Origin of the sequence: Limnobacter sp. (assembly GCF_036846585.1) — a bacterium.
Classification (GTDB): Bacteria; Pseudomonadota; Gammaproteobacteria; order Burkholderiales; family Burkholderiaceae_B; genus Limnobacter.
The window spans coordinates 1-25,392 of sequence record NZ_DAIUBR010000010.1 but is presented as its reverse complement, the minus strand read 5'-3'; the positions used below and the strand labels follow the sequence as shown (position 1 = coordinate 25,392).

Genomic DNA, 25,392 nt, shown 5'->3' with positions numbered 1-25,392 from the left:
TCGGCAAAACTGCAAACATCACCCGCAAGCCGCCAAGGGTGTTGATAGGACACTCAGCCCCCGAAATCGTTCTCGGAAGATGAGTCGCTTGTGTCTTGCTTCATGTCAGAAGCAATTAATCCGCTTGACGACGCAAAAACGCGGGAATGTCAAACCGGTCCATGCCACTGTCCTGCAATGCTTGAACGCGTGACGCTGCGTTGTCGCGTGGATTGCGGAATACCGCTGGAATGGCATAGTCCGTTTCACCGTGTTGTCCGCCCACTGCATCGAATGTACCGGTGCGCGCCATGGGTTGATACTGTTCAGCTTGCACCAAGGTGGGTTTGGCGGCCTTGCGGCCCAAGCCTGTGGCCACCACGGTTACCCGCAAGTCGTCGCCCATGGTTTCGTCGTAGGCCGTACCGAAAATCACGGTGGCGTCTTCGGCCGCGTAAGCGCGGATAATGTTCATCACTTCCTTGGTTTCCTTCAGCTTCAGGCTCTTGCTTGAAGTGATGTTGACCAGCACGCCGCGGGCACCTGACAAATCAACACCTTCCAGCAGCGGCGATGCGATCGCTTGCTCGGCCGCTTCGCGCGCGCGCTCGGGGCCGTTGGCTGTGGCTGTGCCCATCATGGCTTTGCCCACTTCCGACATGATTGTTTTCACGTCTTCGAAGTCGACGTTCACATTGCCTTCTACATTGATGATTTCAGCAATACCGGCACAGGCGTTGTGCAACACATCATCGGCTGCAATGAAGCAGTCTTCTTGTGTGGCATCGTCGCCTACCACTTCCAGCAACTTTTCGTTCAACACGATGATCAGCGAATTTACTTTGCTGGACAGTTTCTCCAGGCCTTCTTCAGCCGCCTTACAACGCTTGGTGCCTTCAAATTCGAAAGGCTTGGTTACCACGGCAACGGTCAGAATGCCAAGCTCCTGGGCCACTTCAGCCACCACAGGTGCAGCACCTGTGCCTGTGCCGCCACCCATGCCTGCAGTAATGAACACCATATGCGCGCCACGCAGTGCGTCGCGAATGCGGTCACGGTCTTCTTCAGCAGCCTGACGGCCTGCTTCAGGTTTGGCACCCGCGCCCAAGCCGGTTTTACCCAGTTGAATGAGCACGTTCGCTTTGGTTTTTGCCAAGGCCTGTGCGTCGGTGTTGGCGCAAATGAATTCAACGTTTTGCACGCCTTGCGCAATCATGTGAGCAACCGCGTTACCGCCCGCGCCGCCTACACCTACAACTTTAATGACAGTCCCTTGGGTTTCTGTCTCGAGAATTTCAAATGACATGGTGTTGCCTCCTATCTGGCAAAAAGTTACATCGCCGAAAAAAACTTGATTTAAAAACTACAATTAAAAATTACCCAAAAACCACTCTTTCATTTTCTGCATGGTTTGCTTCAAACCACCGCCCTGTGAAGCCACCCGGCGACCGCGCAAGTGCTGTGCACGTGCCTCGTGCAGCAAGCCCATCGCAGTGGCAAATCGGGGGGTGCGAACCATGTCCGCCAAACCACCGGTGTAATCGGGCACGCCGATGCGCACAGGCTTCATGAAAATATCTTCGCCAAGTTCTGCAATGCCCGGCATCAAACTGGTGCCGCCCGTCAGCACCACGCCAGACGACAACAATTCTTCGTAACCGGATTCACGCAACACTTGCTGCACCATCAGGAACAACTCTTCAAGGCGAGGTTCAATAACGGCCGCCAGTGCCTGTTTGGACAAAGTGCGTGGATCGCGTTCGCCAATCCCGGGCACATCAATTTTTGCGTGTGGATCGGCCAGCACTTGTTTGGCCACGCCATGGCGAATCTTGATTTCTTCTGCATCAGGGGTGGGGGTGCGCAAGGCCATGGCAATGTCGTTGGTGATTTGATCACCCGCAATTGGAATGACCGCGGTGTGGCGAATTGCGCCTCCAGTGAACACGGCAATGTCGGTGGTACCACCGCCAATGTCGATCAGAACCACTCCCAATTCTTTTTCATCTTCAGTCAACACGGCCATACTGGAGGCCAGTGGTTGCAACATCAGGTCTTGTACTTCAAGGCCACAACGGCGCACACACTTCACAATGTTTTGTGCAGCAGATACTGCACCGGTCACAATGTGTACTCTGGTTTCCAGACGCACACCGCTCATTCCCAATGGTTCGCGCACATCTTCCTGGCCATCCACAATGAATTCCTGTGGCAACACATGCAGAATTTGCTGGTCGGTCGGAATGTTCACTGCCTTCGCTGTTTCAATGACGCGGGCCACATCGGCCTGCGTTACTTCGCGTTCCTTGATGGCCACCATGCCCGAGGAATTGAAGCTGCGAATGTGGCTGCCTGCAATGCCGGTCAGCACGGTTTTGATTTTGCAATCGGCCATCAATTCGGCTTCTTCCAAAGCCTGTTGGATGGAATGCACGGTGGACTCAATGTTGACCACCACCCCTTTTTTCAATCCCCGCGACTCATGTTGTGCCACGCCAATGACCTCGAAGCGGCCGTCTGGCAGCAACTCCGCGACCATGGCCACAACTTTCGCAGTGCCAATATCCAGCCCAACAATCAAATCTTTCGGCTCTTTGTTCATGGTGCCCAGTTTCAATATTTCAAATTCAGTTCAATTTCACGCTTGAAGCACTGGCAGGTTTTGACACCGCCAAACGCTCGCCCTTTACTGCCACACCCCGCGGATAGCGCAGATCAATTCGTTGAACTGCTGCCATCACCTGGCTTGTGATTTTTGGATAAACCGCCAGCAGTCGATCCATCTTTTGTTCAATGCTGAAATTCTCTTGTTCCCGACCCAGCTCAATCGTGATACCGGTGTCCGTTTCAATTGACCAGGCGTATCGATCAGACAGCTTCACACGTGAAGGCCACATGCCCAGTGTTTTCAATTTCTCGATGCTCGACACATACATTTTCGACACCAGCAATTCACTGCCAGCCGGTCCACTCAGCACCGCCAGCTGCTGGTCTTCTGCCACTTCGGCCAGGTTGGCGGAAAACACTTCACCGAAGGTGTTTACCAAGCGTGTGTCACCCCACAAGGCCAAGGGTGTGTGCCCTTGAATATTGATTTTCAAGCCGCTGGGCCAGGTGCGCTGCACCACCGCCTTGCGAACCCAGGGCTGCGCCTCGACCTGTTCACGCACCCGCTGCAAATCGGCAGAAAAAAATGTGCCTTCAATCTTTGGCAACACATTGGCTTTGAAACCGATCAAATTCACGCGATCAACATCACCCACCAACTCAACACGCTTGAGCTCAAACACCGGGCGCTGGATCAGCCACTGCACGCACGCATAGCCCAACAGCACCAAAGCCAGCGCTGAGAACAGCCCGGCAATAATGCTCATCAACTTGTCGTCGTTCCAGATGGCGCCCAACATTTAGCGTGTGCCCTCCACATTCAAACCCGATGCTTTTAAACGTGCACTGGCGGCAATCTGCATCACCAGGTCGTCGTATTCCACGCCACTTGCTCGCGCACTCATGGGCACCAACGAATGGTCGGTCATGCCCGGCGATGTATTCATTTCCAGTAGCCAAGGTTTGCCGCCTTCATCCACCAACACATCGGCACGCCCCCAGCCTGCGCAACCCAGCACTTGGTAAGCCTTTACACACAGCGCCTGCACTTCTGCTTCAAAGGCGGCGTCCAGACCGCTTGGGCAGAAGTATTTGGTTTCGTTGCCAATGTATTTGTTGTGGTAATCGTAGTTGCCATCGGGTGCCTGAATGCGGATCACTGGCAGCGCATGTGCGCCAGCGCCCTCGCCCATCACCGGCACCGTTAGTTCCTGCCCGCTGACAAACTTTTCCGCCAATACATTGGGGTCGTACTTGTAAGCCAGGTCAAAAGCGCCTTGCAGTTGGTCTGCAGTTTTTACTTTGGTCAAACCCAAGGTCGATCCTTCCTGCGCGGGTTTCACAATCAGGGGCAAACCCAAACGCTGCACCACCTCATTCACATTGAAGCCAGGCTCAAGGCGAACATAGTCGGGTGTGGCCAACCCCTGGCTTATCCACGCAGCTTTGGTCAAAATTTTGTCCATGGCCAAGGCCGATGCCGTTACACCGCTGCCGGTGTAGGGAATATCCAACCACTCCAACACACCCTGAATGGTGCCGTCTTCACCGAAGCGGCCGTGCAGGGAAATCACGGCGCGGTCAAAGCCACCCTGCGCCAGTTCAACCATGCTGCGTTCAGCGGGGTCAAAGCCATGTGCATCCACACCATTGCGCTTCAATGCGGCCAGCACCATGCTGCCCGATTTCAATGACACCTCGCGTTCGGCAGAACGCCCACCAAACAGCACCACCACTTTGCCCAGACTTTTTGGATCAATGCGAGCGTTCATGGCTGTGCTCCTTGCGCACTTGCAACCAAACGGCCGGGTAAAGCGCCTATCGAGCCGGCACCCATGGTAATCACCAAATCGCCGTCGCGGGCGATGTTCAAAATCGTACTTTCCATCTCGTTCATGTCTTCTACAAAAACAGGTTCGGTGCGCCCGGCCACGCGCACGGCACGGGCCAGTGATCTTCCATCTGCGGCAACAATGGGTGCTTCGCCAGCGGAATACACTTCGGACAAAATCACCAGGTCGGGCGTGCCCAGCACTTTCACAAAATCTTCGAAACAATCGCGGGTGCGGGTGTAGCGGTGCGGCTGAAAGGCCAACACCAACCGTTTGTCGGGGTATGCGCCCCGCGCGGCCGCGAGTGTAGCAGCCATTTCAACAGGGTGATGACCATAGTCATCGACCACCAGAAAGTGGCCTCCCTCTTTGGCGGCCACTTCGCCGTAATGCTGAAAGCGGCGGCCCACACCATGGAATTTCTCAAGTGCCTTGACAATTGCATCGTCTGCCACGCCAAGTTCAGTGGCCACCGCGATGGCGGCCAATGAATTGCGCACGTTGTGGTCGCCGGGCAGATTCAGGGTGATGTCCAGCGGTGCTTCATCTTCACGCAGCACGGTGAACTTCATTTGCCCTTGGCACGCCTGAACATTCACGGCGCGAATTTGCGCTTGTTCCGACAATCCGTAAGTAACAATGGTCTTGGAAACAAACGGCATGATTTCACGCACGCAGGGATCGTCTACACACACCGCAGCAACGCCATAAAAAGGCAGGCGCTGCGTGAACTCGACAAAGGCCTGCTTCAATCGTGCGAAATCATGGCCGTAGGTTTCCATGTGGTCGGCATCAATGTTCGTGATCACGGCGATCACTGGCATCAGGTTCAAAAACGAGGCGTCCGATTCATCGGCCTCAACGACCATGAATTCGCCTGTGCCCAGCTTGGCATTGGCCCCAGCAGAATTCAGGCGACCACCGATCACAAACGTGGGGTCAAGCTTGCCTTCTGCCAAAATGCTGGCGACTAAACTGGTGGTGGTGGTTTTGCCATGCGTGCCAGCCACTGCGATGCCCTGCTTCAAACGCATGAGCTCAGCCAGCATGACCGCACGTGGTACTACTGGCACCCTGGCCGTGCGCGCAGCCAGCACCTCGGGGTTGCTGCCGCCAACTGCAGTAGACGTAACCACCGCATCGGCACCTGCAATGTTTGAACGTTCATGCCCTGTGAATACCGTGGCCCCCAATTTGGCCAAACGTTGGGTTACCGCGGAATCGGACAGATCAGACCCGCTGACCTTGTACCCCAGGTTGATCAATACCTCGGCGATTCCGCTCATGCCGGAACCACCGATACCAACAAAGTGCACGTGTTTGACTTTGTGTTTCATGCCTTCGCAACCTGTTCAATGTGATCCGCCACTTCCTGCGTGGCTTGTGGTTTGGCCAACGCCCTTGCACGCACCGCTTGTGCCAGGCAGGCATCCCTGTTCATGTTTTGCAGCCAATTGGCCAGCCATGCAACATCCAGTTCGTTTTGCTGACGCAACCAGGCTGCGTTTTCCTTGACCAAAAATTCCGCGTTGTGGGTTTGGTGGTCATCTACTGCATGGGGAAACGGCACAAACAGCGCCGCCACACCAATGGCTGCCACTTCAGCCACAGTCATCGCCCCTGCCCGGCAAATCACCAGATCGGCTTGCGCCATCGCGCCGGCCACATCATCAATAAACGCCACTTGCTGGGCATGCACACCCGCTTTCTCGTAGTTGTCGCGCAACACCGGCAAATTTTTCTCGCCGGCTTGATGAACCACCTCGGGGCGCTGCGCCTTATCCAGTTGGCTCAGCGCCTTGGGCACTACATCGTTCAACGCCTGTGCCCCCAGGCTTCCGCCCAGCACCAGTAACTTCAATGGCCCTGTTCTGCCAACAAAACGATCAGCGGGTTCTGCCTGGCTGTAAATCATTTCCCGAACCGGATTGCCCACCCAACTTGAATTCGGCAAGGCATACGGAAACGCAACCAGGTTTCTGTTGGCCAGCTTCGCCAGCACCTTGTTTGTCAACCCGGCGATCGAGTTCTGTTCATGCACCACCAATGGGATGTTCAGCAGGCTTGCCATCATGCCCAAAGGAAAAGCCACATAACCGCCCATGCCCAGTACCACTGCCGGTTTGCTGCGGCGAAGAATCTGAATGGATGTCCAGAACGCGCGCAGCAACTTGATGGGCATGAACACTTGTTGCAACAAGCCTTTTCCGCGAAACCCGGAGAACACCAAGGTGTTCAACTCAATGCCATTGGCTGGCACCAGGCGACCTTCCATCGCTTCAGGGTTGCCAGCCCACTGCACTTGCCAACCACGCGCTTTCAGTTCGGAAGCCACACTCAGCCCCGGGAAAATATGGCCACCAGTTCCTCCGGCAACAATCAATGCGAGTCGCTGGGCGTTGCTCATGCAGCACCTCCACGCATCATGGTTCTGTTTTCAAAATCAATTCGCACCACCAGGGCCAGCGCTGCACAGGTCACCAAAATTGCGGAGCCTCCATAGCTCATCAAGGGCAGGGTCAAGCCTTTGGTGGGAAGCACGCCCAGATTCACACCCATATTGATGAAACACTGCACCGCAATCCAGATGCCCACACCCTTGGCCACCAGACCAGAAAAGGTTCGTTCCAGCGCAATCGCTTGCGAACCCACAGCAAAGCATCGCTTCACAATGAATGCAAACAACAGGATCACAACAGTGATTCCCACAAAGCCAAGCTCTTCGCCAATAACGGCCAGTAAAAAGTCGGTGTGTGCTTCCGGCAGGTAATGCAGCTTTTCCACGCTGCCACCCAAACCAACGCCCAGCACCTCGCCCCGACCAAATGCAATCAGCGAATGCGAAAGCTGATAAGCCTTGTTCAAGGCGTTGTCGCCTTCCCAAGGATCAAGGTAGGCAAGCAAACGAGCCCTGCGGTAATCACTGAACGCAATCAACAGGGCAAATGCGGCGCTCAGTGCAAACAACACGCCAAAGAACACGCGTGCGTTGATGCCACCCAAAAACAGGATGCCGAACACAACCGTGACGATCACGATGAATGCACCCATGTCAGGTTCAAGCAGCAACAACATGCCCACCAAAAACATGGCCATGAACATTGGGAACAACACCTTGCCAAAACGCTGCATGTAGGCTTGCTTGCGCACGGTGTAGTCGGCAGCGTAAATAATCGCGCACATCTTCATCAACTCAGACGGTTGAATGTTCAACACATACAGCGAAAGCCAGCGACGCGCACCGTTGACTTCTTTGCCTATGCCGGGAATCAACACAAGAATCAACAATGCGATACAGCAAATAAACACAAGGGGTGCCAGTTCCTGCCATGTTTTCATGGGAATCTGGAACACACAGAACGCTGCCGCAAATGCCACAACAATAGACACGGCATGGCGCACCAAAAAGTGGGTGGTTTGGTAGTTGGCGTATTTGACTGAATCCGGCAAGGCCACCGTGGCGGAATACACCATGACCAAGCCCAGAAACAACAAGGCCAGCACAGCCCAGATAAAACCCTGATCAATGGATTGCGCCACCGTGCTGGTGCGTTTTACGCTATACATGGACGACGACAAACCACTGCCCGCCGATGTCGCTGGAATCAGACTTTTGAACTGCATGTTGCTCTGGTTTTTTTTGGTCCACTTTCCTAGCATGGCTGCCCCCTTTCGGCCGCCAGGGCACGAACGGCATCCACAAACACATCTGCGCGGTGCACATAGTTTTTAAACATGTCCAGGCTTGCGCAGGCAGGGCTTAACAACACGCAATCGCCGGCGATTGCCTTGCTTGCCGCCACACCCACCGCCTGCGCCAGGCTGTCTGCTTTCACGCAAGGAACATCAGTGGCCTGAAGCGTTGTCATGAGAGTATTGGCATCTTTGCCGATCAGCACCACACATTTGCAATAATTGGCAACGGGTTCAATCAAGGGTGAGAAATCCTGCCCTTTGCCGTCCCCGCCTGCAATCAGCACGGTGGGTTTGGCCAGACCGTTCAGGGCCGCGACAGTGGCACCCACATTGGTGCCTTTGCTGTCGTCAAAATAATCAACGCCATCTATTTGAACCACGTGCTGAACCCGGTGCGGCTCGCCCTGATAACTGCGAAGGCCATGCAACAATTTCGCCATGGGCATTCCCAGGCCCTGACAAATGGCCAACGCCGCCAGCGCATTGGACGCATTGTGCAAGCCCACCACCTGCAAAGCCTCAATTGGCATCAACAGTTTCTGGCTCAACTCAAATTCTTCCTGCTTTCTGCGCCGCGGAGAAACAGCAGCCTCCTGATCGCCAACCAGTTGGGTCAGCCACAACATGCCGCCCTCACGCACCAAACCAAAATCATTGACATTCACTGGTGCGCTGATGCCAAACGTCAACACATTTGCACCAGCGGGCAATGGTGCCCCGGCCACCAGGGCATCGTCGCGGTTCAACACGCACACGGCATTCCCGGAGAAAACCCGAAACTTGTCCTGCGCGTACTCTTGCAAGTCAGGATGCCAATCCAGATGGTCCTGCGTAATGTTCAACACCGTGGATGCATCAAACTTCAGACGCTTGGTCCAGTGCAGCTGAAAACTGGAAAGCTCAAGTACCCACACATCGGGCAAATCGCCTGCATCAAGTTGTTCCCGCAGTGCCTCCATGGCCGCCGGACTTATATTGCCTGCCGCCACAACATTCTTGCCTGCAAACTGGGCCAGGCATTGCACCATCCGCGTGGTGGTGGTTTTTCCGTTCGTACCGGTAATGCCAACTACTTGCGGCTGATAACCCCTATCCCGGGCCAGGTCGCTTAACGCATCGGCAAACAGATCCAGCTCAGAATCCACTTCGGTGCCATGCTGCGCAGCCTGATTCAACACCGCGACCATCAAGGGGTGCGAAGGCGGCAAACCAGGCGACACCACAACGCGCTGGAAGTCCCAATGCAGGTCGCTTACCGAGTTCACCAGACGGACATCGGGCTGAACCGCCAGCAGTTCATTCAAACCGGGAGGCGTTTCGCGTGTGTCAATCACCGTCAAACTGGCACCCTGCGCAAGCGCCCAGCGCGCGCAGGCCAAGCCCGACTCGCCGAGCCCGACTTGCAACACCGATTGATCACGAAGCGAATTCATCATTAAATTAGTTTCAACGCAGTTTCAAAGTAGACAAACCAATCAACACCAAAATCATGGTGATGATCCAGAAACGGACCACCACCTGGGTTTCTTTCCAGCCACTCAATTCATAGTGGTGATGCAAGGGGGCCATGCGAAAAACCCGCTTGCCACCGCTGTATTTGAAGTACAGCACCTGGATCATCACCGACAGTGTTTCGGCCACGAACACACCGCCCATGATGAACAGCACCACTTCCTGCCGAACAATCACGGCCACTGTACCCAGCGCGCCGCCCAGGGCCAATGCACCCACGTCACCCATGAACACCTGAGCGGGGTATGCATTGAACCAGAGGAAGGCCAGACCAGCCCCCGCAATGGCAGCAAGAAAAACAGCCAGTTCGCCTGCCCCTGGTATGTAGGGCAGCAACAGGTACTTGGAATACACTGCATTGCCTGCCACATACGCAAAAATCGCCAGTGCAGAAGCCACCATCACTGTGGGCATGATGGCCAATCCGTCCAGCCCATCGGTCAGGTTCACCGCGTTGCTGGTGCCCACAATCACGAAATAGGTCAAGGCAATGAAGCCCCACACACCCAAGGGGTAACTGATGGACTTGAAAAACGGAACAATCAAGTCTGCGTTGTTGGGCAGGTGCATTGAAAACCCGCTTTCAACCCACTGTACGAAAATATCCAGCACCTCTTGTCCGCTTTGTGCGGACACGGCAAACGCCAGATAAAACGCACAAATCAAACCCACCACGCTTTGCCAAAAATATTTCCACTTGGCCGACAAACCCTTGGGATTGCGATACACCACCTTGCGGTAATCATCAACCCAGCCTATCCAGCCAAAACCGAAGGTGACCAGCATCACCACCCACACGAAGCGGTTCGACAAGTCGGCCCACAACAAGGTTGAAATACCGATACCGATCAGCACCAGTGCGCCACCCATGGTGGGCGTCCCAGCCTTGGCCAAATGGGTTTGGGGGCCATCGTCCCGAACCGACTGGCCAATTTTGTACTGGGTCAGCTTGCGGATCACCATGGGGCCTGCAACCAAGCCCACCAGCAAAGCCGTTGCGCAGGCCAGCACAGCACGCAAGGTCAGGTAATTGAATACGCCGAAAGCGCGAATGTCTTGTGCCAGCCACTGCGTAAGTTCAAGAAGCATGTGTTGCTCCCCCTTGGTGGTGTTGAACAATTGCCTGAACCACGCGCTCCATTTTCATGAAGCGGGATCCTTTGACCAACACTGACCATTGGCCTTGCTTTGTTGTGTTCATGGTGTCGTCTATTAATGTGTCAATATTTTTGAAATGCTGCGCACCTTGTCCAAAGGCAAAAACGGTGTGCTCTGTGGCCTCACCAAGTGCGTACAGCAACTTCACACCCGCCTGCCTGGCAAACAGCCCAACCTCGGCATGGTATTCATCAGACTGATCACCTACTTCGCCCATGTCGCCCAGCACCAGCAAGGTATTGCCCTGCTGCGCAGCCAACACTTTGCTGGCCGCATTCACTGAGTCGGGATTGGCGTTGTAACTGTCGTTGATCAACAGAAGCGAAGGCGTATGCAAAGCGATTTGCAAGCGTCCGCTGACTGGCTGAAAACGTTCCAGCCCAGTTTGGATGGACTGCACCGAACAACCTGCTGCATGTGCTGCCGCAGCGGCACCGGCTGCGTTGGCGTAATTGTGTTCGCCCAAAAAAGCCGGCTTTAATTCAATGGCAGCGCCAGGCGTTTTCAATGTAGCGCTACCCATGTATTGCGCCTGCGCCACTGGAACCATTTCAAAATCTGCATCAGGTCCAAAACGCAATGCGCGCTGGCCCGTTGACTGGACTTGCCAATACGGCTCAAATTCAACAGATGCGGGGTAAACCGCCACCCCATCAGCGGGCAAGTGGGCAAAGGCGCTGCCATTTTCCTGCGCCACCGCCAGCACTGTTTTCATGAACTCCTGGTGCTCGCGTTGCGCGTTGGTCAACAACACCACATCGGGCTTCACCAAGCCGGCCAGGTAATCAATTTCCCCCAAGTGATTCATGCCCATTTCAATCACGGCCACCCGGTGAATATCGCGCAGCCTGAACAGTGTTTGGGGCACGCCAATGTCGTTGTTCAAATTGCCAGCGGTCACCAACACCTTGTCGTCACCAAAGTGCGTTTTGCAAATGCTGCCCAGCATTTCCTTGCTGGTGGTTTTGCCGTTGCTTCCAACCACAGCCAATACTTTTAAATCAAAACGCGCGCGCCAGGCCCTGGCCAACACACCCAGTGCAAGGCGCGTGTCCCTGACCACAAACTGCGCAACGGGAACGTTCAGAGTCCGGTCGGTCACCAATGCGGTGGCACCGGCATTGCAAACCTGTTCAGCGAAATCGTGTGCATCGAACCTCTCGCCGATCAGGCACACAAATAGATCGCCCTTGCTCACCTGCCGACTGTCTGTTTGAACCAAGCGAACATCGCCATGGGTCACGGGTGCAACCTGAACCAGTTCCGCAGCCAAGGCTTTCGCGACATCGTGCAAGGGCCAGTTCATATCAAGCATGCGCACCTCGCCTGGCCAGAAAAGACTGTGCACACTGCGCATCTGAATGTGGAATCACTTGGGCTCCAATGGTTTGCGTGTCTTCGTGTCCTTTGCCGGCCAACAACACCACATCCCGATCCTCAGCGCTGCAAACTGCAATTTCAATGGCCGTTACGCGATCCACTTCAATTCGTACTTTCTCGGCCAGGTGCGCATCAACCCCCGAACGAATTTCATCCACAATGGCTTGAGGTGGTTCGCTTCGGGGGTTGTCCGAGGTAATCAACACCACATCCGCATGTTCTGCAGCAATCGCACCCATCAGCGGGCGCTTGCTGCGATCACGGTCACCGCCACAACCAAACACAACCCACAACTTGCCCTTTCGTTTTTCTGCCAAGGGTCGAAGTGTTTGCAATGCCTTTTCCAGGGCATCGGGGGTATGCGCGTAATCAACAATCACTGCGGGTTGATCGCCAATTGGCTGCATGCGGCCCGGTGGCGGCGTCACGCTCGAAAGCGCGGGCAGTATGTTGCGCGCCTCATGCCCCAACTGTTTCAGCACAGCGAAAACCAGCGCCAGGTTGTCGGCATTGAAATCGCCAATGACAGCAGTTTCAAATTGTGTCAGCACATCGTCAACTTTCAGTTGTATCCGCTGACCATTTTCAAGATGGGCCACATCAAGCAATTGGCAACCTGCGCCATGTGAACGACCCACCGAGACACATTCAACATTGCGGCTTTTTAGCAAAGCCTGAAATTCCAACCCGAAGGCATCATCCACATTCACCACAGCCGATCGCAAGGTGGGCCAACTGGCCAGTATCAGCTTGGACCGGGCGTAGGCCGCCATGTCACCGTGATAATCCAAGTGGTCTTGAGACAAATTGGTGTACGCGGCCACGTCAATGCTGACACAAGCCAGCCGGCGTTGTTCCAGGCCAATGGACGAGGCCTCAAGGCACACAGTGTCAAACTGCCCCTGGCGCAATTCATGCAGAATTTTATGCACGCCGACCACATCTGGCGTGGTCAAGCCAGTGTGCGCCTTCAGGTCGTCGGGCGCACCATAACCCAGGGTGCCAATTACCGCCGCTTTTTTACCCAGTGCGTTCAAGGCTTGCGCCAACCAGCGTGTCACCGTGGTTTTTCCGTTCGTGCCAGTCACGGCAATCACGGTCATTGCATCGCTGGGTGTTTCGTAATAACCAAATGCAAGCTCGGCCAACATGGTTTTCAGATTCAGCACGGGCACGACACTTGCGCTTTGATAGGCGCGCAAGTCATCGTAATCCACCAGCACCAGGCCACAGCGTTGTTCGCGCAACAAATCATCGGCCAGCTTTCTGGGATCAAACTTCTCACCGGGCACAGCGAGAAACACATCTTGCGGCCCGGTCAGGCGTCGGTGATCGGTCACCAAACCGGAACAATCCGCATAAAAACCGCGCTCGTGCAATTCTGCCAACACTTCCGTCACTGAATGCAGATAGGCGCTGATCATAGGCGGCTCCCTGCGGGTGCAGACACATACTTGCGCAACTGCTCCGTGGACTCAATGCTATCGGGCTGCACATTCAAGCGGGTCAACACACTTTTTGTGATCACCGAGAAAACAGGGGCTGCCACCAGGCCGCCATAGTACAAACCATTTTTTGGTTCATCCACCATGATCGCCACGATCACGCGTGGATCAGAAACCGGTGCCAAACCCACATACGACGACACATATTTATTGATGTACTTGCCAGCTTCCTGCTTGTGCGCGGTGCCGGTTTTTCCAGCAACACGGTAGCCTTGAACCTGTGCCTTTGGTGCAGTTCCCTCGGGTCCTGAAGCCAACTCAAGCATATTCAGCATGCTGTCTGCCACCTTGGCACTGACCACCTGGTGCGAAACAACCGGATCCAGCGGCCCGCGCTTGATCAGCGATGCTGGAACGAATCGCCCTTTGTTTGCAAAGATGGTGTAGGACTGCGCCAACTGGATCAATGAGACTGAGATTCCGTGCCCATACGACATGGTAGCTTGCTCAATCGGCCGCCATTTTTTCCACGGACGAACACGGCCAGCAACAGACCCAGGAAATGCGATGGACGGGGTTTGACCAAAGCCAAGCAGGTTAAAGAAGTCCCACAGGTCTTTGCGCTCCAGATCCAGAACAATTTTGGATGTGCCCACGTTGCTGGATTTTTGAATGATTTCTTCGACTGTCATGACACCATGCGGCTTGGTGTCATGAATGGTGGCAGGGCCAATGGACAAACGGCCATTGCCGGTGTCAATTTTTGTGCTGGCCTTTACCTTGCCTTGCTCCATCGCCAAAGCCACGCCAAATGGCTTTAAGGTTGAACCGGGTTCAAACATGTCCGTAAACACACGGTTGCGCAGCTTCTCGCCATGCAATTGACCGCGGTTGTTGGGGTCGTACGTGGGAATGTTGGCCATGGCCAGCAATTCACCTGTTTTCGCATCCAGCACCACTGCAGCAGCGCCCTTCGCCTTGTGAAATTCCACTGCTTTTTTCAATTCCGACAACACGATGTACTGCACATCGGCATCGACAGACAACACCAGGTCATGCCCATTGACCGGGGGGCGCAGCTCACGAATGTCTTCAATCACATTGCCCAAGCGGTCGCGAATCACATTGCGCTCACCATCCTCACCGGTCAGTCGTTCATTGAAGGCCAGCTCAACACCCTCCTGGCCTTTGTCTTCAATGCTGGTGAAGCCCACCAAATGCGCCATGGTCTCGCCTTGCGGATAGTAGCGCTTACTCTCGGTCACAAACCCCAGCCCCGGAATTTTCAGCGCTTTGGCCTTGGCTGCAACATCGGAATCCACCTGCCGATCCAGGTACACAAAGGCACGCTTGCTGTCAGTGCGCATTTGCTTGATCATTCGCTCAGGCTTCAAGCCCAGCACTGCCGCCAACTTGCGTAAATCGTCGTCTTTGGCGTCCACAATCCGGCGCCCGTCGTACCACACGGCCTGCGCAGGCACACTTTGGGCCAGCACCACCATATTCCTGTCCAGCAAACTGCCACGGCTTGCCTGCAAGGGCAATGTACGCTCCAGCCGCTTGGCGCCCTGTTCCTGCAAAAAGTCGTTGGAAATTATTTGGAGGTAAGCAGCGCGGGCAATCAAGCCACCGAAAGCCAGAAAGATGCACACCAAAACAAAACGCGACCGCCAGGCTGGCAATCGCATTTCCAACAATTCTGATCCACCAAACCGAACGGCTTTACTCACGCTGAAAGCCTCCGTCCAAGGGCATGAACACCACCGACCCCGGGGCCGGTGGGCTCATGTCAAGTTTCGTTCGGGCCACCTCATCAACCCGCTCACCTTTGGCCAATGTCACCTGCTGCAGCTGCAAGCGGGTAAATGCCACTTCGATCTGCTGCTCGGCCTGTTGCTCCTGCCCAAGCGCAACGAACAAAGTGCGCGCTTCATGCTGTTGCTCAACCACCAACATGGCACAGAAAATAACCAAGGCCAACAGCAAGATATTCAAGCGCCCCATGCACCCTCCTCCCTGCCTTGCAACTCAGCCAGTTTTTCAGCGACCCGCAACACGGATGAACGAGAGCGCGGGTTCAATTCGCACTCGTCCTTGCCGGGCTTGATCCGCTCCAGCTTTTTCATCAATGGCGTGGGTTCGGGCAAGGGCAGCTTGCGCAAGCGCGCATCCTGCTGCGACTTCGGATTGGCCAGCTTTTCAATGAACTGCTTGGTGATTCTGTCTTCAAGTGAATGGAAACTGATCACCGCCAGTCGCCCCCCCACTTTCAAGCGCTTGAACGCTGCCGTTAAACCTTGTTCGAGCTGCGCAAGCTCCTGGTTGACGTGAATCCGTAAAGCCTGAAAGGTGCGCGTTGCAGGGTCTTGGCCCGGCTCCCTCGTGCGAACTGCCCCTGCCACGATCTGGGCAAGGTCGAGTGTTGTAGTGATCGGCCGCTGCGTGCGGCGAGCAACAATCGCTGTTGCAATCTGAACAGCAAACCGTTCTTCCCCATAATTTTTTATCACCTCTTTGATTTCCCGGACATCTGCCCGGGCAAGAAAATCGGCCGCTGACTGTCCAGCCTGCGGATCCATGCGCATGTCCAAAGGACCATCCCTGCGGAAACTGAAACCCCGCTCAGCCTGATCGATTTGGGGTGAAGAAACACCGATGTCCATCAGCACGCCATCCACCTGATCAATACCCAGCGAATCGAGCGCTGACTCAAGTTCAGCAAAAGCGCTGCGAACACCTTGAAAACGGGGATCCTTGATTTCGCTCATGGCCTGCACCGCCTGCGGATCGCGGTCCAGCGCAACAAGGCGCCCTTGGGCAGACAAGCCGGCAAGCAATGCGCGGCTGTGGCCGCCGCGACCAAATGTGCAGTCCAGATAGACCCCGTCGGGTTTGTGCAACAGGGCGTCAACCGTGGGCTGAAGAAGCACGGGGATGTGTTCATTGATACTCACCTTCAGAAACTGAATTCGTTCAGTGATTCAGGCATGCCAGCAGCAATCGCCTTTTCCTCTTCCACCTTCAACAGCGTGGAATCCCAGATCTCGAAATGACTGCCCATGCCCAGCAACATGACTTCCTTGCTCAGCGATGCAGCTTCACGCAATTCTGGCGAAACCAGAATACGGCCCGCAGAATCAATTTCAACATCGGTTGCAAAACCGAGAAAAATTCGCTGCCAGGGACGGGCAGACATGGGCCAAGCGGCAATTTTCTCGCGATGCTGTTCCCAAGTGGGGCGAGGAAACATCAGCAAACAGCCGTTGGGATGTTTCGTAAGCGTCAAGGCCCCCTCGCACTGCGTTTGCAGCGCATCACGATGCTTCTGCGGCACATTCATGCGCCCCTTTGCATCCATCGATAAGGAAGAACTACCTTGATACACGTGAATTAATTTCCCACAAAATCACACAAATCCCCACGAATCACCACTTTACGCATTATGAAATAAGTGGTCAAGCAATTCCCGCGAGAAAAGGCTTTACAACCAAGGACTTAGAGAGACTTCCGAGAAAACAATATGGAAAAACAATTGAAAAAATAAGGATGTAAAGACAACACTGAAAGTAATGTCTTAAGAAAAACCGCCGGAAGTTAAATCGAATTGGGGAATGCGGAAAGCGCGCCTGTAAGCCGGATTCTGTTCAATGGCCTTGCGGCCAAAGTGACAATCATTCCTCTAGGCTGAAGATTACTCTTCAGCTCAAGCCACCTACCCGCGCGCACGGGGAGCGCCGTTGGCGCCTAAGCGCCTGCGCGCCTATTTGGTGTTGCTCCAAGTGGGGTTTACCTAGCCAGCCTTGTCGCCAAGTCTGCGGGGGTCTCTTACACCTCCGGTTCGCCCTTGCCTGTGAAAGTTTCCTTTCCATCGGCGGTGTGTTTTCTGTTGCACTTTCCGTCGCCTTCGGTCTTGTTGCCAAAACCTTATAACGCCTGGTCGTTAACCAGCACCGCGCTCACTGGAGTCCGGACTTTCCTCTCCCTGAAATTCAGGCAGCGACTGTCCGGCGCACTTTCCGCTGCACAGTGTAGACCCATCCCACACAAATGCCAATCTTTCATGCGATGAAGCATTGCTTCTTGTTGGCTTCGCACGATACACCGATGTGTCACTGTAGAAACCCGAAGCGTTCGATTCATCGAACCACCCCGGCACACCCATCACCGGCATCGGGCTGAAATTACCGGAATCCCGAATCTCGTCAACCAGCTTGAGCAGCAAGACCTGCAACTCATTCGCCCCCAAATCAACACGGGGCACCAGCACCGGAATTACCTTTGCACACAGGCCTTTGTGCGGCCGATGCATGGAATCAAGCAGGCCATGCCCCACAATCAACACCCGCGCACGCCCAGCCCAAACGGAACGGTTTTTCGCAAACAATGCTTGCCAGTCGTGATTCAACAAGGCCGACAACAGAGCAGCATCTGTGGTCAACAGCACGGCACCACTTTCATCAAACAGGGTAAGGGCATCGCGAAACCGGCTTCGACCGTTCGACGACTGCGCGATCAAACGTTGTGAGTCCACAATGTGATGTGTATTGATTTGCTGCTTGGCTTGGGGAAAGTACAACCACACCAAGCCGTTGTACCAGTCGTGCGCAAGGTCGCGCGTGGGTATTTCACCAGCATGCACCCGGCGCTCGTAGTCAAGCGCACCAAGCGTGTCGCTTGAAGCAGCGAATTCGGGCATAAGCAAACCAGCGTTTGAACACGCCCGATTCAATCGATGCGCAACCCCACCAGCGGCCAGGCCCGCGGGTTCAAACCGCGCGGAATCCCCACCGTAGGGCCAAAGCCAGGGCAGCTGCATGCCAGTCAAACCAGGCGAGTTACAGTCCAGTCCAACGTCTCGCCAGCGCGAAGCGGCACAATGCCGCTCTCGGTAACGAAGGGCAAGTGCGTGGGCACATCGAACTTCTTGCGCTGCATGACGAAAGTACCTTCATTGACCGGCAAGCCATAAAAAGCCGGGCCATTCAAACTGCAAAACTGTTCAAACAACACCGCATCATTCAATGCGCCAACCTGCTCAAATGCCTCTGCGTACATCGCCATTGCATAGGGTGCGGAATAACACCCCGCGCAACCACACGACATTTCCTTCAAGTGTTTGGCGTGGGGTGCACTGTCTGTGCCCAAAAAGAATTGCGGCAAGCCACTGGTGGCCGCCGTCAACAAAGCCTTGCGATGCACTTCCCTTTTCAGCACCGGCAAACAATACCAATGGGGTTGCAAGCCACCCTTGAACAAGGCATTGCGGTTGTACAGCAAATGCTGGGGCGTAATGGTGGCGGCCAGCAGCAAACGGCCCTGCGAATCCCGGCCTGAATTTTCGGTTACAAAAGTTGCAGCCTGCTCCGTCGTGATGTGTTCAAACACCACGCGCAGATTCGGAAACTGCTTGCGCAGCGGCTTCATCACTGTTTCAACAAACGCGGCTTCGCGATCGAACACATCCACATCCGTGTCTGTCACTTCACCATGCACCAACAAAGGCACGCCATGTTCCTCCATGGCGTGCAGCACAGCGCCGCACTGCCCCAGCAAATCAGATACGCCAGCATCCGAATTGGTGGTTGCACCCGCCGGGTACAACTTCACAGCCTTTACCACGCCACTGCGGGCCGCCTTTTCAATTTCCTGCGGGTTGGTAGTGCCAGTCAGGTAAAGCACCATCAGGGGTTCAAACTGCCGCATCACCGCCTGTTCTTCCGCTGTGTAATTGCCGGTTGCGCAGGCCTTCTCAATTGCGGCAAGAATTCGGCCGCGATACGCCACAGCCTGATCCACCGTGGTGACGGGCGGCTTCAAGTTCGGCATAACAATTGCTCGGCGAAAATTAAGCGCCGTTGCCGCAACCACACACGCCAAAGCCTCACCATCGCGAAGGTGCAAATGCCAATCATCGGGAGGTGAAATTTGAATGGTCTGAATCATGGGAGGCGGCGCAAAGTTAAAGAAAGTGAGACTTATTTTACCCCACTTGTCTTGCATGGACCTCTCAAGGCTTGCCGATCAGAATTATCCTCAAGTCATTCACATTCGTCATTGTTGGTCCGGTCATCAACAGGCGATCCAGACGCTTGAAATAGTCGTAACTGGTGTGTTGGTCCAGGTGCAACTGCGGCGCCAATTTGGCACTTTTGCACAACTGACGGTCACCGGGCAACATCAATGCACCAGCATGCCCACCAATTCCATCAATGCCGTCCGTGTCAGCAGCAAGGGCAGCCACGTCCACATCGGCATTCAGGTCACGCAGATAAAACGCAAGTGCCAACAAAAATTCAGAATTACGCCCGCCCCTGGCCTGGCGCATCTGTGTTTCATTCAAGGTCACCGTGCATTCGCCACCACTGACAATGGCCAAAGGCGCAGCAGGCCAGCCCCCCTGCCCCATGGCCGCCTGCCGCGCGATTGCGGCATGCACCTGCGCCACATCCCGGGCCTCGCCTTCAAGCGTATCGCCCAGGTTCAAAACCTTGTAGCCTTTGCCCTCAAGGTGTTGCGTCACCGCATTGAGCGACTTCAAATTACTGGCCAGTAAATGCGTTTTCACCTTCCTGAACACCAATGAACTGCGTTTGGGCGTGTCCGCAACCTCGCCGCGTACCCCTTTCTCCAAATGGCGAGAAATCGAATGCGGCACCTGCACCGCCCAGCGACGCAACACCTCCACGGCATCGTGGAACGTGCTTTCATCCGGACTGAACGGCCCTGAGGCGATTGACGAGGGATCATCCCCGGGCACATCAGAAATCAGCAACTGAAAAACCGGTGCGCGACAAACCTGCGCCAACTGCCCGCCCAGGGTCAGGGTGACATGCTTTCGCACAGTATTCATTTCATCAATAGGTGCGCCGCACGACAACAAAGCGCGATTCAACTGCTGCAAATCCACAAAAGGAATGTCTCGAACCGGCACGCTCAACAGGCTCGACCCCCCCCCCGAAACCAGGGCAATCACCGCGTCACTTGAAGGCACCTCAGAAATGGACTTGTACAAGCGGCGCGCCGCACGTTGTCCATCTTCGTCTGGCACCGGGTGTGCCGCCTGAACCACTTCAATCGTCGAGGTTTTTACGTCATGGCCACGCCGGGTCACCACAAAACCCTGCAACGCCTCTTTGCCGTTTACCGCGACCTCAAGGGCCTTGGCCATCGAAGCGGCCGCCTTCCCGGCCCCAAACACCCAAACCCGCTCGCGTTCCGGTGCCATTTGCTCCAGCCAAGAGGCAATGTGCGAATCCCAGGCACCCTGAATGGCCTGGTCAGGTTGAGCGGCCTGCACACCGGTGTTAAAAACCTGTGTCAGCAAGTCTTTGTAAAAATCTTCCATCGCAGACATGAAAAGTCTCTTAAAATAAAAATCAGTCAATCAACCATTTATGTATTAAACCATGTGTCAACTGCTCGGCATGAACTGCAACACACCGACCGACATCCAATTCTCATTTGAGGGTTTTGCCAAGCGTGGCGGCCTCACCGATGAACATGCTGACGGTTGGGGCATCGCCTTTTTCGAAGGCTCTGCAGCCCGGTGTTTCATCGACCACCGCCCCGCCGCCGACTCCCCCGTGGCCGAGCTGATTCGCAACTACCCCATCCGTTCCTACAACGTCATCTCACACATTCGCAAAGCCACTGTAGGGCAAGTCAAACTACAAAACTGCCATCCGTTCATTCGGGAACTGTGGGGACAAGCATGGGTTTTCGCACACAACGGCGACCTCAAAAACTTCAACCCCACACTGCAAGGCGACTTTCTTCCAATTGGGGAAACTGACAGCGAACAGGCATTCTGCCTATTGCTGCAAACCCTTAAAAACAAATTTGGGTACCGCACTCGATCCAATCGACCCAGCGTGCAGGAAATCGATGAAGTATTGCGCCCCGTGTGTGCGCAGATAGCGGAACATGGAACATTCAACATGCTGCTGTCCAACGGACAGGCCATGTTCACCCACTGCTCCACCAAACTGGAATACATTGTGCGTGCGCATCCATTCAAGAATGCCCACCTGGTCGATTGCGATATTCAAGTCGATTTCGGCGCGGTGACCACCCAGAACGATCGGGTGGCGGTTATCGCAACAACCGCCCTGACCCATGACGAAGTGTGGACCCCCTATGAACCACACTCATTTTTGGTGTTTGAAGACGGCCTCCCGGTGCTGAAAAACGGCCAGTTATTAAAAGCCTGAGCACCCAAGATCGATCTGGCTGAAATCTCCCGAGCGAATGGCTTGCAGCAAACCATCACGCTCGGCCGCTGGCTTGGCACCCAGCGCATCAACCGCCTTGTAAAAATCAGGAAAGTTTGATTCGCAGTGAACAAACAAGGCCTTGAAGGCCGGCACGTGCCGGGTATACAGACCCGACACACCCAACTTGGCATTGTTCAAATCATCTGCCATGAAACGGTCGTATCCAGCCCAACCACCCCAACTTGCCTTTAAACCGGAATATTCCGTCCGCAATAGCGCCAACCGCTCGGCCTTGGCCTGCAAAACCGTCCCGCTTTCTACCAATGCCGGGTCAGAGTAAATAGCTCTCAAATCATCTTGCGCCCGCGCCAACATCAATCGAAAAGCCGCCCTGCGTCCATCAAACACCTCGTACGGCGCACGCAACGGTGCATTCCCCTCTTGGTTCAACCATTCATTTACCCCCAGTTCCTCGACGGCCGTCGCAAAACTTTCGTTGAACATGGTGTCATCTGCGATGTAAATCACCTGATGCGCCAATTCATGAAAAATCAGCCTGGCCAACTCGCCGGCAGGGAAGTAAACGAAGGTGCTCAACACCGGATCCGGAGTAAAACCCAATGTTGAATACGCCGGCACACCCAACACCGCCACGTCCAACCCCTCACTGCGCAAAGAATTTCCCAACTTGACCGCGTCCTCCTCTTTGTAAAACCCCTTGTAGGAAATACAGCCGGTGAACGGAAAACACCAGGTATTCAAGGTCAGGCTGTCTGGCTGCGCCGCCACCACATTCCACACCACGTAGGGACGATTCAAGTCTGCATAAGACCTGTAACTGCGATTGTCCGGCAGACCAAGCCGGGTCACAGAGAACGCTCGAATTTGCTGAACATATTTCAGCTGCGTACGCAACTTTGCAGGCGTGTCGGGCGTTGCCAGCACGGCATCAATGGGCTTGGCTGAAGCCAACACTTTCAAATGCCCGGTGGTGGCCTGCCAGAAATAAGCTCCTGTACTGCACGCCCCCAAAAAGCCAGCAAACAACACCGCCAAAGCCACCAGCACACTTCTACGCACAACCCACCCCAACCAAATTGTGAAATGACAACGCACCATACTAAAGCACAGCGATTGCAACGCGGCAGAAAACCTGCGATTCTTGAAACTTGTACCAATCAGTGAAGTATGTTGTGACTCCAAGCAAAATTGAACTCTGGGTGAACACCCGCAGAGACATCCACGCCCACCCGGAACTGCGCTATCAGGAAAACCGCACGGCCAACATCGTCGCCACGCGACTGCGCGAATTGGGCTATCAGGTCGAAACAGGCGTGGGCGAAACGGGTGTGGTTGGCATGCTCAATGGCAAGCTGGGCACAGGTAAATCGATTGGCCTGAGGGCTGACATGGATGCACTGCCCATTCAAGAACGCAATGAATTTCCGCATGCATCAAAGCACCCCGGGAAAATGCATGCATGCGGCCACGATGGCCATGTCGCCATGCTGTTGGGTGCTGCGCAAGAATTCGCCGAGAACAACAATTTTGAAGGCAGTGTGGTGCTGATATTCCAGCCCGCCGAGGAAGGGGGCGCCGGCGCACGGCGCATGATCGAAGACGGCTTGTTTGAACGTTACCCCGTTGATGCCGTATTTGCCATGCACAACTGGCCAGGCCTGCGTGAAGGCGAGTTTGCCGCGCATGTTGGTCCTGTGATGGCTTCCAGCAACGAATTCTCAATCGAAATTCATGCAAAGGGTGCGCACGCCGCCATGCCCGATCTGGGAATTGATCCGGTGGTCGTTGCCGCGCAACTGATCATCGCATTTCAAACCATCATCAGCCGCACATGCAGACCCGTGGATCCCGCGGTGCTTTCAGTGACTCAAATTAACGCGGGTGAGGCCAACAACGTCATTCCCGATCGAGCTACCCTGCAAGGCACAGTAAGAACATTCAGCATTGAAACACTGGACCTGATCGAAAGCCATATGCGAAAACTGAGCAGTGATCTGTGCGCCGCTTTCGGCGCATCAGCAACATTTCAGTTTGAACGAAAATACCCCCCCACCATCAATACTGCCGACATGGCTGCCTTGGCCAGGTTCGCCCTGGAAAAACTGCCAGAAGTAGACAGCGTCCACACCAACTTGCCGCCCACCATGGGCGCAGAAGACTTTGCCTTCATGTTGCAACACAAACCCGGCGCGTACCTGTGGATTGGAAACGGCGACGGTGGTCACCGCACGCACGGCCACGGGATTGGCCCCTGCACGCTACACAACCCCAGTTACGACTTCAACGACAAGATATTGCCTTTGGGCGTCAAAGCATGGATCGCCATCGCACAGGAATTTCTGGGCAAAAAATAATTATTTAACGGTGTACGCCAGCAAGGCCTCGTAGTCGTGTTGCTTGGGCCGCCGTCCCATGACAATCAGCTCGCCTCGCTCTGGAAGCATGGTCAAGGCATGCAGAATCCCATCTTTGCTCATGGGATTCCACTTTTTACCCTGAACCACCATCAACTCCTCAAATTGCGCGCTTTCCAGCTTGAAGCTTTGCAGTTGCCGGCTTAACCGCCCCTGAACAGGGGCTTGTACTACGCGGAACACACTTGCGGGCTGGTCAAAAGTTTTCACCAGCGGTTGCCCCGTGTGTTGGCGCTGAAAGTGAAGTATGTCTGCAGGCTTAAACCCAATTGCAGCCGCATAAACCGCATCCTCAGGCATCTTGGCAAAAAGGCTGGCACTGACACCAAAACGTTTTTGAAACCCAAGTTCATCCGAATGATCGAAATGGCTGAGCACAGCCAACTCAGGCGGCATCAAAAAGAACAAATCAGTTTGTTCACTTTGAAAGCCTTGCGGACCAACATAACCGGAACCCCAGGTTGCATCGATCACCCGCCATTGCGCATCAATTTTTACTGCATTCCAAACGTGATTGACAGACAAGTCTAGCCGCGTTGATCCAGCATTGGCCTTGACAGTGCCATACACCGTTTTCACTTCGAATCCGGCACGTGCCAGCAAACGATGAACCACATCGGCATACACCGCACAACTGCCCCCCCCATGCTGGTAAAGCGCATCCAGACTGTGTTTGCGTGGATCGCCTATTCTGGAGGCCAAACGGGAATCGTGCCGAAAATGACGTGTGACCCACCGGTAAACCAACCAGGCTTTTTCGTGCTCATTGCTGGCCAGCTTCAAAATAGCATCCAAACGGTCATCAACATTCAAGCCAGGTTTTGAAATAACCCTAAGCAAATGTTTTTCGAGATACTGGGTACGGGACTCCGCTGTAGCCAGAAGAGTAGGGGGCAAAATTATCAACGCCAACAAGACAACAAGACGAACCTTGAACCATGCTAGGCTAGACGCACCATTTAAACTACTAAACATTCATGCGGCTTTAAACGAAAGAGAGGCAGCAAGAATAACGGATTACTACAAATCTGCAGATCTGACTTACGAACCCGAAACAAAAGGGTCCGTTCTGGAAATAAGAAAAGTATTTGTAGAAATAAAAAACCCCGCCTCTTTTTGAGAGCGGGGTTTTTAT

At 54.6% G+C, this 25,392-nt stretch carries 21 protein-coding genes, 1 other RNA gene and 1 pseudogene; 2 read left to right on the top strand and 21 right to left on the bottom strand.

Annotated features, from left to right (window positions below; all coding sequences use genetic code 11):
* Positions 1-115: 115 nt before the first annotated feature.
* From ftsZ to V7028_RS06430, 19 genes and pseudogenes are all read right to left on the bottom strand, one after another.
* Positions 116-1,285: a cell division protein FtsZ gene (gene ftsZ, locus V7028_RS06515; protein ID WP_305562562.1), complete on the bottom strand. Its 1,170-nt coding sequence runs from the start codon at positions 1,283-1,285 to the stop codon at positions 116-118.
* Between the two features lie 63 nt (positions 1,286-1,348).
* Complete coding sequence (gene ftsA / locus V7028_RS06510; protein ID WP_305562560.1) at positions 1,349-2,581, bottom strand: cell division protein FtsA; 1,233 nt, start codon at positions 2,579-2,581, stop codon at positions 1,349-1,351.
* 25 nt (positions 2,582-2,606) lie between these two features.
* Complete coding sequence (locus V7028_RS06505) at positions 2,607-3,386, bottom strand: cell division protein FtsQ/DivIB (protein WP_334119279.1); 780 nt, start codon at positions 3,384-3,386, stop codon at positions 2,607-2,609.
* On the bottom strand, positions 3,387-4,358 hold the full coding sequence (locus V7028_RS06500) for a D-alanine--D-alanine ligase (RefSeq protein WP_334119278.1): 972 nt from the start codon (positions 4,356-4,358) through the stop codon (positions 3,387-3,389). It lies immediately after the preceding gene.
* Entirely contained in the window at positions 4,355-5,755 is a 1,401-nt protein-coding gene (murC, locus tag V7028_RS06495) for a UDP-N-acetylmuramate--L-alanine ligase (protein WP_334119277.1), read from the bottom strand. Before murC ends, V7028_RS06500 begins: the two co-directional genes overlap by 4 nt.
* Entirely contained in the window at positions 5,752-6,825 is a 1,074-nt protein-coding gene (murG, locus tag V7028_RS06490; protein ID WP_334119276.1) for an undecaprenyldiphospho-muramoylpentapeptide beta-N-acetylglucosaminyltransferase, read from the bottom strand. The genes murC and murG overlap by 4 nt, the downstream gene beginning before the upstream one ends.
* Positions 6,822-8,042: a putative lipid II flippase FtsW gene (gene ftsW, locus V7028_RS06485; protein WP_442918702.1), complete on the bottom strand. Its 1,221-nt coding sequence runs from the start codon at positions 8,040-8,042 to the stop codon at positions 6,822-6,824. Before ftsW ends, murG begins: the two co-directional genes overlap by 4 nt.
* 29 nt (positions 8,043-8,071) lie before the next feature.
* Positions 8,072-9,550: a UDP-N-acetylmuramoyl-L-alanine--D-glutamate ligase gene (gene murD / locus V7028_RS06480; RefSeq protein WP_334119274.1), complete on the bottom strand. Its 1,479-nt coding sequence runs from the start codon at positions 9,548-9,550 to the stop codon at positions 8,072-8,074.
* A 10-nt stretch (positions 9,551-9,560) separates the two neighbouring features.
* Positions 9,561-10,715, bottom strand: coding sequence for a phospho-N-acetylmuramoyl-pentapeptide-transferase (gene mraY, locus V7028_RS06475; RefSeq protein ID WP_334119273.1), 1,155 nt, complete (start codon positions 10,713-10,715; stop codon positions 9,561-9,563).
* The gene (locus tag V7028_RS06470; protein WP_334119272.1) at positions 10,705-12,099 is read right to left on the bottom strand and encodes a UDP-N-acetylmuramoyl-tripeptide--D-alanyl-D-alanine ligase; all 1,395 of its coding nucleotides are present in this window, start codon (positions 12,097-12,099) and stop codon (positions 10,705-10,707) included. The genes mraY and V7028_RS06470 overlap by 11 nt, the downstream gene beginning before the upstream one ends.
* Positions 12,092-13,588 carry a UDP-N-acetylmuramoyl-L-alanyl-D-glutamate--2,6-diaminopimelate ligase gene (locus V7028_RS06465; protein WP_334119271.1) on the bottom strand — a complete coding sequence of 499 codons (1,497 nt, stop codon included), beginning with the start codon at positions 13,586-13,588 and terminating at the stop codon, positions 12,092-12,094. The genes V7028_RS06470 and V7028_RS06465 overlap by 8 nt, the downstream gene beginning before the upstream one ends.
* The gene (locus tag V7028_RS06460; RefSeq protein ID WP_334119346.1) at positions 13,585-15,297 is read right to left on the bottom strand and encodes a peptidoglycan D,D-transpeptidase FtsI family protein; all 1,713 of its coding nucleotides are present in this window, start codon (positions 15,295-15,297) and stop codon (positions 13,585-13,587) included. The genes V7028_RS06465 and V7028_RS06460 overlap by 4 nt, the downstream gene beginning before the upstream one ends.
* A gap of 34 nt (positions 15,298-15,331) precedes the next feature.
* Positions 15,332-15,613: a cell division protein FtsL gene (gene ftsL, locus V7028_RS06455; protein ID WP_334119270.1), complete on the bottom strand. Its 282-nt coding sequence runs from the start codon at positions 15,611-15,613 to the stop codon at positions 15,332-15,334.
* Positions 15,601-16,563 (bottom strand): 16S rRNA (cytosine(1402)-N(4))-methyltransferase RsmH, encoded by a 963-nt coding sequence (rsmH, locus tag V7028_RS06450; RefSeq protein WP_334119269.1) that lies wholly within the window; start codon positions 16,561-16,563, stop codon positions 15,601-15,603. Before rsmH ends, ftsL begins: the two co-directional genes overlap by 13 nt.
* A 2-nt stretch (positions 16,564-16,565) precedes the next feature.
* Complete coding sequence (mraZ, locus tag V7028_RS06445; RefSeq protein WP_334119268.1) at positions 16,566-16,994, bottom strand: division/cell wall cluster transcriptional repressor MraZ; 429 nt, start codon at positions 16,992-16,994, stop codon at positions 16,566-16,568.
* 228 nt (positions 16,995-17,222) lie between these two features.
* Positions 17,223-17,625: RNase P RNA component class A (rnpB, locus tag V7028_RS06440), an RNA gene on the bottom strand.
* Positions 17,626-17,708: 83 nt separating this feature from the next.
* Positions 17,709-18,305, bottom strand: a pseudogene (locus tag V7028_RS15305) (DUF3025 domain-containing protein); the annotation flags it as partial.
* Between the two features lie 125 nt (positions 18,306-18,430).
* Complete coding sequence (pyrC, locus tag V7028_RS06435) at positions 18,431-19,552, bottom strand: dihydroorotase (RefSeq protein WP_334119267.1); 1,122 nt, start codon at positions 19,550-19,552, stop codon at positions 18,431-18,433.
* Positions 19,553-19,616: 64 nt separating this feature from the next.
* Positions 19,617-20,963 (bottom strand): glycerate kinase type-2 family protein, encoded by a 1,347-nt coding sequence (locus V7028_RS06430; protein ID WP_334119266.1) that lies wholly within the window; start codon positions 20,961-20,963, stop codon positions 19,617-19,619.
* A 52-nt stretch (positions 20,964-21,015) separates the two neighbouring features.
* Here V7028_RS06430 and V7028_RS06425 point away from each other — a divergent pair, with 52 nt between their 5' ends.
* Entirely contained in the window at positions 21,016-21,819 is an 804-nt protein-coding gene (locus V7028_RS06425; protein WP_334119265.1) for a class II glutamine amidotransferase, read from the top strand.
* Here the strand turns inward: V7028_RS06425 and V7028_RS06420 are convergent.
* Positions 21,808-22,902 carry an aminopeptidase gene (locus V7028_RS06420; RefSeq protein ID WP_334119264.1) on the bottom strand — a complete coding sequence of 365 codons (1,095 nt, stop codon included), beginning with the start codon at positions 22,900-22,902 and terminating at the stop codon, positions 21,808-21,810. The two genes, V7028_RS06425 and V7028_RS06420, sit on opposite strands and share 12 nt — an antisense overlap.
* Before the next feature lie 113 nt (positions 22,903-23,015).
* On the opposite strand from V7028_RS06420, the gene V7028_RS06415 reads away from it, so the two are divergent.
* Positions 23,016-24,197, top strand: coding sequence for a M20 aminoacylase family protein (locus tag V7028_RS06415; protein WP_334119263.1), 1,182 nt, complete (start codon positions 23,016-23,018; stop codon positions 24,195-24,197).
* Here the strand turns inward: V7028_RS06415 and V7028_RS06410 are convergent, their stop codons facing one another.
* The gene (locus tag V7028_RS06410) at positions 24,198-25,070 is read right to left on the bottom strand and encodes a transglutaminase domain-containing protein (RefSeq protein ID WP_334119262.1); all 873 of its coding nucleotides are present in this window, start codon (positions 25,068-25,070) and stop codon (positions 24,198-24,200) included.
* Positions 25,071-25,392 lie beyond the last annotated feature (322 nt).

Excerpts from the sequence above, each read along its gene's own strand:
- ftsA (WP_305562560.1), bottom strand. The coding sequence starts at position 2,581 with ATGAACAAAGAGCCGAAAGATTTGATTGTTGGGCTGGATATTGGCACT.
- pyrC (WP_334119267.1), bottom strand. The coding sequence starts at position 19,552 with ATGATTCAGACCATTCAAATTTCACCTCCCGATGATTGGCATTTGCAC.
- murC (WP_334119277.1), bottom strand. The coding sequence starts at position 5,755 with ATGAAACACAAAGTCAAACACGTGCACTTTGTTGGTATCGGTGGTTCC.
- mraY (WP_334119273.1), bottom strand. The coding sequence starts at position 10,715 with ATGCTTCTTGAACTTACGCAGTGGCTGGCACAAGACATTCGCGCTTTC.
- ftsW (WP_442918702.1), bottom strand. The coding sequence starts at position 8,042 with ATGCAGTTCAAAAGTCTGATTCCAGCGACATCGGCGGGCAGTGGTTTG.
- ftsL (WP_334119270.1), bottom strand. The coding sequence starts at position 15,613 with ATGGGGCGCTTGAATATCTTGCTGTTGGCCTTGGTTATTTTCTGTGCC.
- V7028_RS06430 (WP_334119266.1), bottom strand. The coding sequence starts at position 20,963 with ATGTCTGCGATGGAAGATTTTTACAAAGACTTGCTGACACAGGTTTTT.
- ftsZ (WP_305562562.1), bottom strand. The coding sequence starts at position 1,285 with ATGTCATTTGAAATTCTCGAGACAGAAACCCAAGGGACTGTCATTAAA.
- V7028_RS06470 (WP_334119272.1), bottom strand. The coding sequence starts at position 12,099 with ATGCTTGATATGAACTGGCCCTTGCACGATGTCGCGAAAGCCTTGGCT.
- V7028_RS06465 (WP_334119271.1), bottom strand. The coding sequence starts at position 13,588 with ATGATCAGCGCCTATCTGCATTCAGTGACGGAAGTGTTGGCAGAATTG.
- V7028_RS06500 (WP_334119278.1), bottom strand. The coding sequence starts at position 4,358 with ATGAACGCTCGCATTGATCCAAAAAGTCTGGGCAAAGTGGTGGTGCTG.
- V7028_RS06460 (WP_334119346.1), bottom strand. The coding sequence starts at position 15,297 with ATGCGATTGCCAGCCTGGCGGTCGCGTTTTGTTTTGGTGTGCATCTTT.
- murD (WP_334119274.1), bottom strand. The coding sequence starts at position 9,550 with ATGATGAATTCGCTTCGTGATCAATCGGTGTTGCAAGTCGGGCTCGGC.
- V7028_RS06425 (WP_334119265.1), top strand. The coding sequence starts at position 21,016 with ATGTGTCAACTGCTCGGCATGAACTGCAACACACCGACCGACATCCAA.
- V7028_RS06505 (WP_334119279.1), bottom strand. The coding sequence starts at position 3,386 with ATGTTGGGCGCCATCTGGAACGACGACAAGTTGATGAGCATTATTGCC.
- murG (WP_334119276.1), bottom strand. The coding sequence starts at position 6,825 with ATGAGCAACGCCCAGCGACTCGCATTGATTGTTGCCGGAGGAACTGGT.